The sequence below is a fragment of the Acidihalobacter yilgarnensis genome (assembly GCF_001753245.1).
In the GTDB taxonomy this organism is placed as follows: Bacteria; Pseudomonadota; Gammaproteobacteria; order DSM-5130; family Acidihalobacteraceae; genus Acidihalobacter; species Acidihalobacter yilgarnensis.
In genome coordinates this window covers 1,210,122-1,225,900 of the sequence record NZ_CP017415.1, presented here as the reverse complement: position 1 = coordinate 1,225,900, position 15,779 = coordinate 1,210,122, and the positions used below count along the sequence as shown (strand labels likewise).

The 15,779-nt window shown below is 58.0% G+C and carries 13 protein-coding genes and 1 tRNA gene; 1 reads left to right on the top strand and 13 read right to left on the bottom strand.

Annotation, left to right across the window (positions count from 1 at the left end):
• Nucleotides 1-96: 96 nt before the first annotated feature.
• The 7 genes from BI364_RS05755 to rlmE all read right to left on the bottom strand — a co-directional run bounded on the left by BI364_RS05755 (nt 97) and on the right by rlmE (nt 6,291).
• Nucleotides 97-181: transfer RNA gene (locus BI364_RS05755), tRNA-Leu, on the bottom strand.
• 55 nt (nt 182-236) lie between these two features.
• Entirely contained in the window at nt 237-593 is a 357-nt protein-coding gene (gene secG / locus BI364_RS05750) for a preprotein translocase subunit SecG (protein ID WP_070077917.1), read from the bottom strand.
• Nucleotides 594-603: 10 nt separating this feature from the next.
• Entirely contained in the window at nt 604-1,350 is a 747-nt protein-coding gene (gene tpiA / locus BI364_RS05745; protein ID WP_070077916.1) for a triose-phosphate isomerase, read from the bottom strand.
• A 61-nt stretch (nt 1,351-1,411) separates the two neighbouring features.
• On the bottom strand, nt 1,412-2,782 hold the full coding sequence (gene glmM, locus BI364_RS05740; RefSeq protein ID WP_070077915.1) for a phosphoglucosamine mutase: 1,371 nt from the start codon (nt 2,780-2,782) through the stop codon (nt 1,412-1,414).
• A gap of 5 nt (nt 2,783-2,787) precedes the next feature.
• Complete coding sequence (folP, locus tag BI364_RS05735; protein WP_083251527.1) at nt 2,788-3,576, bottom strand: dihydropteroate synthase; 789 nt, start codon at nt 3,574-3,576, stop codon at nt 2,788-2,790.
• A gap of 124 nt (nt 3,577-3,700) precedes the next feature.
• On the bottom strand, nt 3,701-5,626 hold the full coding sequence (ftsH, locus tag BI364_RS05730; protein ID WP_070077914.1) for an ATP-dependent zinc metalloprotease FtsH: 1,926 nt from the start codon (nt 5,624-5,626) through the stop codon (nt 3,701-3,703).
• A 41-nt stretch (nt 5,627-5,667) separates the two neighbouring features.
• On the bottom strand, nt 5,668-6,291 hold the full coding sequence (gene rlmE, locus BI364_RS05725) for a 23S rRNA (uridine(2552)-2'-O)-methyltransferase RlmE (RefSeq protein WP_070077913.1): 624 nt from the start codon (nt 6,289-6,291) through the stop codon (nt 5,668-5,670).
• Nucleotides 6,292-6,342: 51 nt separating this feature from the next.
• Here rlmE and BI364_RS05720 point away from each other — a divergent pair, with 51 nt between their 5' ends.
• On the top strand, nt 6,343-6,627 hold the full coding sequence (locus tag BI364_RS05720; protein ID WP_407639335.1) for a YhbY family RNA-binding protein: 285 nt from the start codon (nt 6,343-6,345) through the stop codon (nt 6,625-6,627).
• On the opposite strand, the gene greA is transcribed toward BI364_RS05720, so the two are convergent.
• The 6 genes from greA to dnaK all read right to left on the bottom strand — a co-directional run bounded on the left by greA (nt 6,618) and on the right by dnaK (nt 15,772).
• Nucleotides 6,618-7,094, bottom strand: a complete 477-nt coding sequence (gene greA, locus BI364_RS05715) for a transcription elongation factor GreA (protein WP_070077912.1) — start codon at nt 7,092-7,094, stop codon at nt 6,618-6,620. The genes BI364_RS05720 and greA overlap by 10 nt on opposite strands.
• The gene (gene carB / locus BI364_RS05710; RefSeq protein WP_070077911.1) at nt 7,091-10,315 is read right to left on the bottom strand and encodes a carbamoyl-phosphate synthase large subunit; all 3,225 of its coding nucleotides are present in this window, start codon (nt 10,313-10,315) and stop codon (nt 7,091-7,093) included. Before carB ends, greA begins: the two co-directional genes overlap by 4 nt.
• A 35-nt stretch (nt 10,316-10,350) precedes the next feature.
• Nucleotides 10,351-11,478: a glutamine-hydrolyzing carbamoyl-phosphate synthase small subunit gene (gene carA, locus BI364_RS05705; RefSeq protein ID WP_070079929.1), complete on the bottom strand. Its 1,128-nt coding sequence runs from the start codon at nt 11,476-11,478 to the stop codon at nt 10,351-10,353.
• 195 nt (nt 11,479-11,673) lie between these two features.
• The gene (gene dapB, locus BI364_RS05700) at nt 11,674-12,477 is read right to left on the bottom strand and encodes a 4-hydroxy-tetrahydrodipicolinate reductase (protein ID WP_070077910.1); all 804 of its coding nucleotides are present in this window, start codon (nt 12,475-12,477) and stop codon (nt 11,674-11,676) included.
• 37 nt (nt 12,478-12,514) lie between these two features.
• The gene (gene dnaJ, locus BI364_RS05695) at nt 12,515-13,654 is read right to left on the bottom strand and encodes a molecular chaperone DnaJ (RefSeq protein WP_070077909.1); all 1,140 of its coding nucleotides are present in this window, start codon (nt 13,652-13,654) and stop codon (nt 12,515-12,517) included.
• 189 nt (nt 13,655-13,843) lie between these two features.
• Nucleotides 13,844-15,772 carry a molecular chaperone DnaK gene (gene dnaK / locus BI364_RS05690; RefSeq protein ID WP_070079928.1) on the bottom strand — a complete coding sequence of 643 codons (1,929 nt, stop codon included), beginning with the start codon at nt 15,770-15,772 and terminating at the stop codon, nt 13,844-13,846.
• Between the last annotated feature and the right edge of the window lie 7 nt (nt 15,773-15,779).

Below are 15,779 nucleotides of genomic sequence, written 5' to 3'. Positions count from 1 at the left end.
TCCGCTGTCAATATGCACCAACGGATATTTTGATTATTTTTCAGCGAGTTACTAACGCGCTGAGCGGCCTCTCTGCGTAAGCCTAAAACCAACCTATGGTGCCGATGGCCGGATTCGAACCGGCACGGCTTTCGCCACTACCCCCTCAAGATAGCGTGTCTACCAATTTCACCACATCGGCAATACTAAAAAATCAAACTTATACTAACAAAAAAATAAATTATCACAACACACAACTACTGGGGTTTACCGTCTCCATGAACTCCCGGTGAAGGCACGGGTATACCGCTCGGCTTAGTCGCTTTATCGATGATGCTCTGCGCATTGGACTGATCGATCACGCTCGCACCGCTCGTCGCTTGATGAGCCGCCAGATAGGCGAGCCCCAAACAGTTAACGAAAAAAACGGTGGCCAAGACACCTGTTGCGCGACTGAGAAACGACGCGGAACCGCGTGCACCAAAAACAGTGCCGGATGCTCCACTTCCAAACGCCGCACCAGCATCGGCCCCCTTTCCATGCTGTAACAGCACGAGAACGATCACCGCCACCGCCACAACCACTTGCAACACAATCAATAACGTATAGAGCATATAGGCCTCGTCAAGCGGCTCGACATATCGCGAGAAAAGTCTCGGCCTGAAGCGACGCGCCGCCTATCAAACCACCATCGATATCCGGCATGGCAAACAGCTCGACCGCATTTTCAGGTTTGACGCTACCACCATACAGCAGACGAACACTCCCAGCGGAAACACCTGCCAAATCCAGCCGACCACGAATATAGGCGTGTACGGCTTGCGCCTGCTCTGGCGAAGCTGTCATCCCCGTACCTATCGCCCATACCGGCTCATACGCGACAACGGCTTCGCCTATACGCTCGGGGCCAACCAATTCGACCACAGCATCAAGTTGTCGCGCAACCACTGCCTCGGTTACACCCGCATTACGCTCCTCCAGGCTCTCACCCACGCACAGAATTGGGCAGAGGCCGGCACGCATCACAGCTTCGAATTTGCGCGCAACCAGCTCATCTGTTTCACGATACAAGCTTCGTCGCTCGGAATGCCCTACGATCACATAGCGGCATCCGACATCGCCTAACATAGGCGCCGACACCTCGCCGGTATACGCCCCTTCATCCTCATCGCAAACATCTTGCGCACCCAACACAACACCGCTGCCCTCAAGCGCGCCACGCGCTTCCTGAAGGTAAACGAAGGGAGGACAAATCGCGATCTCTGCAGTGAGCGGATCACCCAGACCCGACAGTATGTCACCCAGCAATGCACTCACCATCTGCCTGGAGCCATTCAGCTTCCAGTTGCCGGCGACCATAGGCTGTCGCATCCAAAATCTCCTGATCACTAAACACGAAAGCGCCGAAGCTTAACCGGCATAACAAGATAAATCAATTCGGCATAGATCCCGTCACCGCAAAGCGGTTTTGCTCAGCTCGCACCGCAGCCGCTAGTTGGTCTGCTAGCGCCCGTACCTTACGCGACTCTCGGCCCTCAATCATGATTCTCAATAGAGGCTCCGTACCCGATGCCCTTAATAAAACACGGCCCTGCTCGCCAAGACTGGCCTCAACGTCGCTGACCGCCTCGGCCAGCACTGAGGATGCGCCAATCGAGAAACCTGGAACAAGGGGCACATTGACCAGTACCTGAGGGTATTTTTCCAAGCCCGAAGACAGCTCCCGCAAACCCCTACCAGTAGCCACCATCGCGGCCAACACCTGAAGCGCTGCGACGATTCCATCTCCCGTTGTCTGCCGGTCGAGGCAGATCAAGTGCCCGGAATTTTCCCCTCCCAGCAACCAGCCTCTACGCTGAAGGGCCTCCATGACATACCGGTCGCCCACAGCAGCTCGCTCAAAAGGTATGCCAAGACGAGCAAGAGCGTGCTCCAGGCCCAAGTTCGACATCAGCGTGCCCACGACCCCAGTCCCTTGCAATTCGGCCCGCTCCAGACGTGTCGCCGCAATGATGTACAGCAACTCGTCGCCATCCACGGTCTCGCCACGACCATCCACCATGACGACGCGATCTCCATCACCATCGAACGCAATGCCGAGATCGGCATGCTGATTCAGTACGGCATCCGCCAAGCGTCGTGGAGCCGTGGATCCACAACTGGCATTGATATTGATGCCATCAGGCTCATCGCATAGCGGGATAACCTTGGCTCCCAGCTCGGCAAATACGGCTGGCGCAATGTGGTAGGTTGCGCCATTGGCGCAATCGACCACAATTTTCATTCCATGCAATGCCGTTCCGGTTGGCACCGTGCTCTTGCAAAACTCGATATACCGGCCTGCAGCATCGACCACTCGCTCAACCTTACCCAGCTCAGCGGAATCGACCACCGACATGGTCTTCACCAACTCCGCTTCAATGGCCGCCTCCAGTTCGTCGGGCAGCTTGGTGCCCGCACCGGAGAAAAACTTGATGCCATTGTCGTAGTAGGGATTGTGCGACGCACTAATCACGATGCCCGCGCTCGCGCGAAAGGTTCGCGTTAAATAGGCCACCCCAGGTGTTGGCATCGGCCCCAGCAACCGGGTATTGACACCTGCCGCTGAAAGGCCGGATTCAAGCACGGATTCGAACATGTATCCGGATATGCGCGTGTCCTTGCCGATCAGTATCAGCCGGCGCCCATGTCCAGCAAGGACCCGCCCCGCTGCCCAACCGAGACGCAAGATGAATTCCGGCGTCATCGGGGCATCGCCGACACGACCACGGATGCCGTCCGTTCCAAAATAGGCCCTGGACATGATTGTTAAACCTCTTGTTGACTAATCGCCCAAGCGACATTCAGCGCATCGACGGTCTGCCTGACATCGTGCACCCTGAGCACACGCGCACCCGCCAACGCAGCAGCAACCGCAGCACCGACACTCCCGTCGATGCGCCCTTCTACAGGTCGATTTGCCAGTAATGCCCCAATCATCGATTTTCGAGACATGCCGAGCAGTAGCGGATATCCCTGCCCGGCCAACCGCGCGGTGGCGCGTAACAGCTCCAGATTATGCTGCAAACCTTTGCCAAAACCGATCCCAGGGTCCAGTAGAATCCTCCCGGGATTCATGCCCGCAGCCACGCATTCCCGTGCGCGCGCAAGCAGGAATGATTCGACCTCCTCGACCACATTTGCGTATTGGGGTGGCGTGGCCTGCATGCTGCCTGGCTCGCCTTTCATATGCATGAGGCAAACGGGAACATCCAATTCGATCGCGAGGGAAAGAGCCCCTGGCGCGAGCAGGGCGCGAATGTCGTTGATCAGCCCTGCACCCGCTTCAACGGCTGCCCGCATCACATCCGGCTTCCGCGTATCAATTGAGATGGGCACACTGACTTCTCGGCTCAGCGCACGAATTACCTTCTCGATGCGTGCAATCTCGCTGGGCACGTCGACATCGGTTGCGCCTGGGCGGGTGGACTCACCTCCAACATCGATGAGATCGGCGCCCGCTTCCACCATATTCACGGCGTACGCGATCGCCGCGGACATCGTTGTGTGGCGGCCGCCGTCTGAGAACGAATCCGGCGTAACGTTCAATATCCCCATGACGCGGGGTCGCGACAGATCCAGTCGTCGTCCCGCGCAGTCCAGCACAACCGAATGGGGCGGAGTGGGATTGACAACCCCATCCGCCCCTTTTATTGGCGCGCTCACACCGAGTCAGTAACGGCTAGTGCAGACTTGCGGGATCGCCCAGCTTCCCATCACCAGCCTCTTGCGTGGTCTTGTCTCCAGAGGATGCGGTCGGGCCGGAATTCGGCCCCTCATCGCTCCAATCCGAGGGCGGCCGCGGATCCTTGCCAGACATGATATCGGCTATCTGATCGGCATCAATAGTTTCGTATTTAATCAAGGCCTGAGCCATGATATGCAGCTTATCGGTATCATCACGCAGGATCTGCTGAGACCGGACATAGTTACGTTCGATGACCGACCGGATTTCCTCATCGATCACATGCGCGGTCTCATCCGACACCTGCTTGTGTTGAGTAACACTCCGACCCAGAAATACCTCGCCCTCATCCTCGCTGTAGGCCAACGGACCTAAACGTTCGGAAAGACCCCACTTGGTCACCATGTTCCTGGCGATATCGGTCGCTCGCTCGATGTCATTCGAGGCGCCTGTCGTCACTCGCTCCAGTCCGAAGATAAGCTCTTCCGCGATTCTCCCACCAAACAAACTCGATATCTGACTTTCCAGACGCTGCTTGCTGTAGCTATAACGGTCATCCTCGGGCAGGAACATCGTCACGCCCAATGCTCGACCACGCGGAATAATACTGACCTTGTAAACGGGATCGTGGTCGGGAACCCGAAGGCCAACGATCGCATGGCCCGCTTCGTGATATGCCGTCAGCTTTTTCTCATCCTCGCTCATGACCATTGAGCGCCGTTCCGCGCCCATCATTATTTTGTCCTTAGCGCGCTCGAACTCCAGCATGTCAACGCTGCGCTTGTTGGCACGCGCCGCAAACAGCGCCGCCTCGTTCACAAGATTGGCCAGATCGGCACCCGAAAACCCCGGCGTACCACGTGCGATGATGCTCGGCTTGACGTCGTCACCGATGGGCACGCGACGCATATGGACCTTGAGTATTTGTTCTCGCCCACGAACATCCGGCAACGGGACAACCACTTGACGGTCGAAGCGGCCCGGACGCAATAGCGCCGGATCGAGCACATCCGGCCGGTTAGTCGCAGCGATCACGATGACACCTTCGGTACCCTCGAAGCCATCCATCTCGACCAGCAACTGATTAAGCGTCTGCTCTCGCTCATCATGGCCACCACCCAAACCGGCGCCACGGTGACGGCCCACGGCATCAATCTCGTCGATGAAGATGATGCAGGGCGCATGCTTCTTCGCCTGCTCGAACATGTCGCGCACACGTGAGGCGCCGACACCCACGAACATCTCCACGAAATCAGAACCGGAAATACTGAAGAAAGGTACCTTGGCCTCACCCGCGATGGCCTTGGCCAACAAGGTCTTACCTGTACCTGGCGAACCGACCATCAGCACGCCGCGCGGAATCTTGCCGCCGAGTTTCTGGAATTTGCCTGGATCACGGAGAAATTCGACGAGTTCGGAAACCTCTTCCTTAGCCTCGTCCACACCTGCCACATCGGCGAAGGTAATTTTCACCTGGTCCTCGCTCATCATCCTGGCCCGGCTCTTGCCGAAGGACATCGCACCACGTCCGCCTGCGCCACCCTGCATCTGGCGCAGGAAAAATATCCAGACGCCGATCAATAGCAGCATCGGGAACCAGCTGATCAATATCGACAGCAGCAAGGATTCCTTCTTGGGTGCCGCCGCGGCGACGTTCACGCCGTTATTGAGCAGATCGCCAATCATGCCGGGATCGGTTGGCGTATAGGTCGTGAATTTCTGTCCGCCATCGGTCACGCCATTGACGGTACGCCCGTCAATCATGACATTCTTGACCCGTCCACTCTTCACCGCAGCGATGAATTGGGAATAGGACATGGTCGAAGACGATGAATCGCTGTGCTGACTGAAGTTGTTGAATACAGACATCAGCACGACGGCGATCACCGCCCACAGGATGATATTCTTGACGAGATCGTTCAAAGCGTCACCTCAAGTACGACGTCCGCACAGTACGGACATTACTATAGTTTCCGGCCGGTGGCCACGATATAGACCTCACGGCTACGCGGACGTGATGCTTTGGGTTTGCGCACCCCAACACGTTCGAATCCACGCCTCAACTCCGCCAGGAAAATATCTGACCCTCGGCCTTGAAACAGTTTCAACACCATCCCCCCTCCCGGCCGAAGCACTTTCATGCCAAGGTCGAGCGCGAGTTCAGCCAATAGCATTCCCCGGGGCTGATCCACGGCGAGCACCCCACTCATATTGGGCGCCATATCGGATAATACAAGGTCGGCGCCCTGATTTCCGATGCTCAGAAGCAACTGACTGAGCACCGACTCCTCTCTAAAATCGCCTTGTAGGAATTCGACACCGGGCAGCGGGTCCATCGGGAGTATATCCGTGGCGATCACTCGCCCACCTTCCCCAAGGCGCGCACGCGCGACTTGACTCCACCCCCCAGGAGCGGCTCCGAGATCAACCACCAGCTGCCCAGGCTTGAACAATGGATTGCGCTCATCAAGCTCAAGCAATTTGTAAACAGCGCGCGAACGATAACCCTCCGCCTGCGCGCGTTTCACGTACGGATCATCGAAATGTTCACGCAGCCACTGACGGCTACTCTTGCTGCGAGGCGGCACTGGTTTCCTCTCCGACCCATGCTAGACTGCCCGGCTTTCCGGGCGAAGGACATGACCATGGTACTCGATGATCAACAACGACGCGCGCTCAGGGCGCGCGCGCATACACTTAAACCGGTCGTACTCATCGGCCAAAAGGGGCTACATCCGAGCGTGATCGAGGAAATTCAGGCGGCTCTCGATCACCATGAACTGATCAAGGTCCGGATACCCGGCGGTCGCGAGGCGATGGGGCCAATCGTCGACGAGATCATCTCCGCTACCGGCGCCGACCTCGTACAGCGCATCGGTGGCATTGTGGCCCTGTATCTGAAAAAACGGACGAATCAGACGTAACGCACAGCGAGCACTTCATACTCTCGCGTGCCGCCAGGGGCCTGCACAAGCACTTCGTCACCTTCCATTTTGCCGATTAGTGCACGCGCAATCGGGGAGCTGACCGAAACCCGGCCCTGCTTGATGTCCGCCTCGTCCTCCCCGACGATCTGATAGGTGATTTCATCCCCGGAAGCCACATCCATCAAATCGACCGTCGCGCCAAACACCACCTTGCCACCCGGATTAAGCTTGGTCACGTCGATCACCTGCGCGTTGGCCAGCTTCGCCTCGACCTCCTGGATGCGACCCTCTATAAAGCCTTGCTGCTCGCGAGCCGCGTGATACTCGGCGTTCTCCTTGAGGTCGCCATGCGCACGGGCCTCCGCAATCGCTGCCACGACACGCGGACGCTCCTCGGATTTAAGTTTCTGCAATTCCGTCCGCAGCTTTTCAGCGCCCAGAACTGTCAACGGCACCTTATTCATTGCCGAGCCTCCTTATGCAGGTCCTGCAGACGGTAGACCGCCTCGTTGTCCAGAAAATCCATTGCCAAACACATCGCAACCGCACCGGCCATGGTGGTGGCGTAAGTAATTTTACGCTGTAGTGCCTCGCGGCGAATAGTGAAGGAATCCGCTATGGCCTGCTTGTTCGCGGTGGTGTTCACGATCATGTCAATCTCGCCATTCTTGATCATATCGACCACGTGCGGGCGCCCCTCCATGACCTTGTTGACCGCATCGCAAAGCAATCCCGCATCGGCCAGAATCTTCCGGGTACCATGGGTCGCCACCAACTTGAACCCTCTATTGAGTAGCTCCCGTGCGACATCAACGGCGGCAGCCTTGTCCTCGTCGCGTACGCTGATAAAGGCTCGACCGCCACGCGGCAAGACGACGCCCGATGCCAATTGCGCCTTGGCGAAGGCCTCTCCAAAGGTCAAACCGATGCCCATCACCTCGCCCGTGGATTTCATCTCAGGACCGAGAATCGGGTCAACGCCGGGGAATTTAATGAACGGGAATACCGCCTCCTTGACCGAGAAATACGGTGGGATCAGCTCCCTAACGATACCCTGTTGCGCGAGTGTCTGCCCCACCATGCAACGAGCCCCAACCTTGGCCATCGGCAAGCCATTGGCCTTGGATACAAACGGTACCGTCCGCGAGGCGCGCGGATTGACTTCAAGCACATAGATATCGTCACCCTTAACGGCCAGCTGGGCATTCATCAACCCGACCACCTTGAGACTGATCGCCATCCGTCGCACCTGATCGCGCAGCCTTTCCAACAATTCGGCACCGAGCGAATACGGCGGAAGCGAGCAGGCGGAATCACCGGAATGTACGCCCGCTTGTTCGATATGCTGCATGACACCGCCAATGAGCACCGATTCGCCATCACAAATCGCGTCCACATCGACCTCGATGGCGTCGTCCAGAAAGCGATCGATGAGCACGGGCGCGTCGTTCGAAACCTTGACCGCCTCGTTCATGTACCGCCGCAAATCCTGTTCGTCATACACGATTTCCATGGCACGACCACCCAACACATAGGATGGACGCACGACGACCGGATAACCGACTTCGTCGGCCAACCGAGCCGCTTCTTCCGCGCTGCGCGCGGTACGATTCGGTGGCTGCATCAAGCCTAGCGACTCGATCAGATGTTGAAACCGTTCACGATCTTCGGCAAGGTCGATCGAATCCGGGCTCGTCCCGATGATCGGCGCACCTGCCGCCTCCAACTCGCGAGCCAGCTTAAGCGGGGTTTGGCCGCCATACTGCACGATCACACCCTTGGGCTGTTCGACGTCGATGATCTCTAATACGTCTTCGAGCGTCAGCGGCTCGAAATAGAGCCGGTCAGAGGTGTCGTAGTCGGTCGAAACCGTTTCAGGATTGCAATTGACCATGATGGTTTCGTAACCATCATCACGTAAGGCCAACGCGGCGTGAACACAGCAGTAATCGAACTCGATACCTTGGCCGATCCGATTGGGCCCGCCACCGAGCACCATGATCTTGTCGCGCCCGGTCGGTTCGGCCTCACAGACTGTCTCGTAAGTCGAGTAAAGGTAGGCGGTACTTGAAGCGAATTCTGCAGCGCAACTATCCACCCGCTTGTAAACCGGACGGATACCGAGCTGATGGCGACGTTGGCGTACTGTACGTTCAGTCTCGTCGAGCAACCACGCCAAGCGGCGGTCCGAAAAACCCTTACGCTTGAGGCGCCGGAAATTCTCGGCGGAGAGGGCCTCCATCGAGGTTCCCTTGAGAACTTGCTCGCTACGCACGAGATCTTCGATTTGCGCAAGGAACCAAGGATCGATACGGCTGAGCTCATGTATTTCTTCAAGGCTCATACCGTAACGAAAGGCGTCCGCAAGATACCAGATACGCTGTTCAGTCGGCGCGCGTAGCTCTTGGCGCAATCTGGCCTCGGCGGTTTCCCGGTCGCTTTGATCCAGCACCTCATTGAGGCCATCGACTCCAATTTCGAGGCCCCGCAAAGCCTTTTGGAAGGATTCCTGGAAGCTGCGGCCAATCGCCATAACTTCCCCCACCGATTTCATTTGGGTGGTCAAACGTGAATCAGCCTTCGGGAATTTTTCAAAGGTGAAGCGAGGAATCTTCGTCACGACGTAGTCGATCGTCGGCTCGAACGATGCCGGGGTTACGCCGCCAGTAATGTCGTTGCGCAATTCGTCCAGGGTATAACCTACGGCGAGCTTGGCGGCGACCTTGGCGATAGGGAAGCCAGTTGCCTTAGAGGCCAGGGCTGATGACCGTGACACGCGCGGGTTCATCTCGATGACAATGATCCGCCCCGTCGCCGGATCGACCGCGAACTGGACGTTCGATCCGCCAGTATCCACACCAATTTTGCGCAGGACCGCAATGGAAGCATCGCGCAGATGCTGATATTCCTTGTCGGTCAAGGTCTGTGCAGGGGCAACCGTGATGGAATCACCGGTATGAACGCCCATCGGATCGAGGTTTTCGATGGAGCAGACGATAATGCAGTTGTCGGCGCGGTCGCGCACGACCTCCATTTCATATTCCTTCCAGCCGAGGACCGATTCTTCAAGCAACACCTCATGTGTCGGCGACAGATCGAGTCCGCGCTTGACGATTTCCTCGAATTCCTCACGGTTATAGGCAATTCCGCCGCCACTACCACCCATGGTGAACGACGGTCGGATAATGGTCGGGAAGCCAATGCCACCCTGCACCTGTTGCGCTTCTTCGAAGCTATGCGCAGCGAAGGCTTTTGGCGTGGGCAAGCCGATTTCGGCCATCGCATGACGAAAGCGCTCGCGATCTTCCGCCATGTCGATGGCATCCCGATCGGCACCGATCATTTCTACGCCATGACGTTCGAGCACCCCCTCTCGAGCCAGATCCAGTGCGCAGTTAAGCGCCGTCTGCCCTCCCATGGTTGGCAATAACGCGTCAGGGCGTTCGCGCTCGATGATGCGCGACACGGTACGCCATTCGATTGGCTCGATATAGACCGCGTCGGCAGTCTCCGGATCGGTCATGATCGTGGCCGGATTCGAATTAACCAGGATGACTCGATAGCCCTCCTCCTTGAGCGCCTTGCACGCCTGCGCCCCCGAGTAATCGAACTCGCAGGCTTGGCCGATGACGATCGGGCCAGCGCCTATGACCAGGATGCTTTTGATGTCGGTACGTTTGGGCATGGGTTTCCGTTGTCTGTGTACGAACCGCGCAGCGTTTAGGCGCGCATGAGCCGGATGAATCGATCAAAGAGACCAGCCACGTCATGAGGACCGGGACTGGCCTCGGGATGCCCCTGAAAGCCGAACGCCGGTCGGTCGGTCCGTTCGATCCCCTGCAACGAACCATCGAAAAGTGAACGGTGCGTAGCGCGCAGATGGGTCGTGAGACTGGATTCATCCACGGCGAAGCCGTGATTCTGCGAGCTGATCATGACTCGTCCGCTCTCTAGGTCCTGTACCGGATGATTGGCGCCGTGATGTCCGAACTTCATCTTAATGGTCGACGCGCCACTCGCCAGTCCGAGCAGCTGGTGACCCAGGCAGATGCCGAAGGTCGGCACTTCGCGATCGACCAACTCGGCTATAGCTTCGATGGCGTAATCACAGGGCTCCGGATCGCCCGGCCCGTTGGACAGGAAGAGACCGTCTGGCGCCATGCGCATCACCTCGGCTGCGGATGTCTCGGCAGGCACGACGGTCAGGCGACAACCCCTGTCGGCCAGCATGCGCAGAATATTGCGCTTGACGCCAAAATCGTAGGCCACCACGTGCAACGCGTCGGCCATGCCCTCACCACCTTGGCGGGACCCACCACTATTAAGCCAGGAGCCCTCACGCCATTCGTAAGCCTCGTCGGTAGTCACCTCGCGCGCGAGGTCCATGCCCTTGAGCCCAGGGAAACCACGGGCTGCCGCGAGGGCGCGATCCACATCGATCACCCCCGCCTGAATGCATCCGTTGAGGGCGCCTTTATCCCTCAGCAGGCGCGTCAACTGGCGCGTGTCGACCTCAGCAATCGCGACTAGGCCTCGCCTGCTCAAGTAGGCATCCAGAGACTCAGTCGCCCGCCAGCTCGAATGGAGTAGAGGCAAATCGCGGATGACCAACCCAGCCGCAAACACGTGTGCGGATTCTTCATCCTCTGGATTGGTGCCGGTATTACCAATATGCGGGTAGGTCAGTGTGACGATTTGGCGCGCATAGGATGGATCGGTCAGTATTTCCTGATAGCCCGTCATGGCGGTATTGAATACCACCTCGCCGACACACTCCCCTTGCGCGCCGACGGCGGTGCCATAGAACAGGCTGCCATCTTCTAGAGCCAACAAAGCGGCTTGATTCAAGCGGTTCACCGTAGATACGAAAAACGGGACCAGCGCCCCGTTTGGATATGCCAATCCCCGCGACGCGGGGGACTCATGCGCTTCTTGCCCACGCGCCCAATACACGCTGAAAGTTCAGCGCGTAGACAAGAGGCCATGTAATCGGCTGAATTTTACGCGACCCACACGTGGCCTGTCCACGCGAAGATACCCTTCTCAGCCCAAGCCGAGCACATCGCGCATGTCGTAACGCCCAGCAGGACGCCCAACAAGCCAGGCCGCAGCACGCAAGGCACCGCTGGCGAAGGTCATGCGGCTAGTCGCCTTATGAGTGATCTCGATACGCTCCCCCAGTCCTGCGAACATCACCGTATGCTCCCCGACGATATCGCCTGCGCGAATCGTCTCGAAACCGATGGTGCCACGCTCACGCGGTCCTGTGCGTCCCTCCCGCCCATAAATCGCGCAAGTATCGAGATCCCGACCGAGGGCTTGCGCCACCACGCCACCCATCTGGAGGGCGGTGCCCGAAGGCGCATCAACCTTGTGCCGATGATGCGCCTCGATGATTTCGATATCGACCTCATCACCCAATACCTTGGCCGCGGTTTCCAGCAGCGTCAGACAAAGATTCACCCCTATGCTCATGTTGGGGGCGATCAACAAGGGAATTCGTCGGCCCAGTCGGTCCAGTTCACGTTGTTGCATCGCAGAAAAGCCCGTCGTGCCGATTACCATTGGACGCCCGTGCTGCGCGCACACCTCGGCATGTTCGAGAGTGCCTTCAGGCAACGTGAAGTCGACCAAAACGTCAAAATCTCCAACCACCGCAGCAAGATCGTCGGACACGCTCAACCCTAGAAACCCCATGCCGGCCAACTCACCAGCATCCCGCCCAATCAGCGGGCTACCAGGGCGCCCGACCACGGCACCCAGTTCAACAGCGCAGTTTGCATGAACCGCTTCGATCAGCACCCGCCCCATCCGTCCACCCGCACCCACGATGCCGATTTTCGTCATTACCGTATACCCTCAGGGTCTCGCCACACGACCGCGATCAATGAAGCCAGGACTTGAGATCCTCGAAGAACCCCTTCACACCACCCAGCCAGCTGTGCGCCTGAGGACTGTGTTTCTGCTCGCTTCCCTTGAGTGTTTCCTGAAATTGCGTCAGCAGCTCACGCTGTGCCTTGGTCAAATTGACAGGCGTTTCGACCACCACACGACAAATCAGATCGCCCTCTGCGCCACCGCGAACAGGCTTGATCCCTTTGCCTCTAATACGAAACATGCGGTTCGTCTGGGTTTCCGACGGAATCTTGAGTCGGGCACGTCCGCCCAATGTCGGCACCTCGATCTCGCCACCGAGAGCTGCACTGACAAAATCGATCGGAACCTCACAATAAAGATTCTCGCCCTCACGGGTAAAAATCTTGTGCTCCTTGACCCGGATCTGCACGTAAAGATCGCCCGCAGGTCCATTTTGCGGGCCAGACTCGCCCTCACCAGCCAAGCGAATACGGTCCCCAGTGTCCACGCCGGCCGGAACGTTCACAGACAATGTCCGGGTTTCACGGATACGCCCCTCGCCTCGACACTCTGGGCAAGGATCTGGAATGATTTTTCCGCTGCCGTGGCAACGGGGACAGGCTTGTTGAACCGAAAAGAAGCCCTGCTGAATACGTACCTGCCCCACGCCCGCACAAGTCGGGCAACTCTCGGCACGGGTTCCCGCTTTTGCCCCACTGCCTTCACAAACCCCGCAGACGACAATCGTGGGTACGCGAATCTTGACCTCAGTGCCGAACACCGCCTCCTCTAGGCTGAGATCGAGGTTGTACTGAAGATCCGCGCCGCGGTAAGCACGCTCTCCTCGTCCGCGCCCGCCACCGAAGATATCGCCGAAGATGTCCTCAAAGATGTCGCCAAAACCCGCGCCGCCGAAACCCGCACCGCCACCTGCGGCACCCCCATTCACACCGGCGTGTCCGAATTGGTCGTAGGCCGCGCGCTTTTGCGCATCGCTGAGCACTTCATAGGCCTCTTTGGCTTCCTTGAAATGCTCGATCGCTTCGGCATTGTCCGGATTTCGGTCCGGATGGTATTTCATGGCTAGGCGCCGATACGCCTTCTTGAGTTCATCGTCACCTGCCGAGCGCTCCACGCCCAGCACCTCGTAGTAATCTCTTTTCGACATCGGTATCGGTCGCTTGACGTTAGAATTGAATCATTCATGCCGAACATGGCATGCACTGCCGATCAGCTGCTCGCACCGCGACATTGTGGCTCGCGTGCTTCGCATCAATCATGCGAGCCGTCCCATGGTAAGCGGGCGGCTCAGGCCTGACACCACGAAGCCGGCCCTCCGGGCCGGCTTACAATTGGTCTATTTTTTGTTTTCCTTGACCTCTTCGAACTCGGCGTCCACGACATCCTCACCGCTGCGAGCACCAGCACCCGAATCGCCTGTCGCACCGGGTTGCGCCTGTTCGCCGCCAGCCTGGCTATAGAGCTTTTCCGCGAGCTTACCCGATGCGGCGCCCAATGCCTCGGTCTTGGCCTCAATCGTATCTTTGTTGTCGCTCTTGAGGGCTTCCTTCAATTCACTGACGGCCTGTTCGATCGCCTGCGTTTCTTCCGCAGTCGCCTTGTCGCCAGCTTCCTTGAGAGACTTCTCTGCCGCGTGTATCAGGTTATCCGCCTGATTGCGCGCGGTGACGAGTTCATGGAATCGCTTATCATCATCACGATGTGCCTCGGCATCCTTGACCATACGATCAATTTCGTCTTCGGCAAGGCCTGAAGAGGCCTTGATCACGATCGACTGTTGTTTGCCGGTCGCCTTGTCCTTGGCCGACACATTGAGAATGCCGTTCGCGTCGATGTCGAACACCACTTCTACCTGCGGCACACCACGCGGTGCAGGTGGGATATCCGTCAGATCGAAGCGACCCAGCGATTTGTTGCCAGCCGCCATCTCTCGCTCACCCTGCAGCACATGCACCGTTACTGCGGTCTGGTTGTCCTCCGCCGTCGAGAACACCTGCGTCGCCTTGGTCGGTATGGTCGTGTTGCGCTCGATGAGTTTCGTCATCACGCCACCCATCGTCTCGATACCCAGTGACAACGGGGTCACGTCGAGCAGCAGCACGTCCTTGACCTCTCCACCCAGCACGCCACCCTGGATAGCTGCGCCCACGGCCACCGCCTCGTCCGGATTCACGTCACGACGCGGCTCCTTGCCGAAGAAATTCTTGACCGCCTCTTGCACCTTGGGCATGCGCGTCTGACCACCGACCAGAATGACGTCCGCAATCTCGGAGGTCGACAACCCCGCATCCTTGAGGGCCAGCTTGCAGGGTTCGATGGTGCGCTGGATGAGATTTTCGACCAGCGACTCCAACTTGGCGCGAGTCACCTTGATATTCAGGTGCTTGGGGCCGCTCTTGTCCGCAGTGACATAAGGCAAGTTGACCTCAGTCTGCTGCGTCGAGGACAGTTCGATCTTGGCCTTTTCGGCAGCCTCTTTGAGGCGTTGCATAGCCAGCGGGTCGCCGCGCAGGTCAATGCCTTGTTCCTTGTTGAACTCGTCTGCCAAATAGTCAATCAAACGGGTATCGAAATCCTCGCCACCCAGGAAGGTATCGCCGTTGGTGGCCAACACCTCGAACTGCTGCTCGCCATCGACGTCCGCCATCTCGATGATGGAAATGTCGAAGGTGCCACCGCCCAAATCGTATACCGCCACCTTGCGGTCGCCGCCCTTCTTGTCCAGGCCAAAGGCCAAGGCTGCCGCCGTCGGTTCGTTAATGATCCGCTTGACATCGAGACCCGCGATCTTGCCGGCATCCTTGGTCGCCTGACGCTGAGAATCGTTGAAGTAGGCGGGCACCGTGATGACAGCTTCAGTCACCGGTTCGCCGAGATAATCCTCCGCGGTCTTCTTCATCTTCATCAGCACGCGGGCAGAAATTTCCGGTGGCGCCATTTTCTTGCCATTGACCTCAACCCAGGCATCGCCGTTATCCGCCTTGGCGATTTTGTAGGGCACGAGCCTGATGTCCTTTTGCACCTCAGGCTCATCGAAACGACGGCCAATCAGACGCTTGACTGCATACAGCGTATTGCTGGAGTTGGTGACGGCCTGGCGCTTCGCCGGCTGGCCGACCAGCACTTCGGTGTCATCGCCAAAGGCGATGATCGAAGGGGTGGTGCGGTCGCCTTCGCTGTTTTCGATCACCTTGGGTTTACCTGCTTCCATGATGGCCACGCAGGAATTGGTGGTTCCAAGGTCGATACCTATGATTTTACCCATGTCTTGC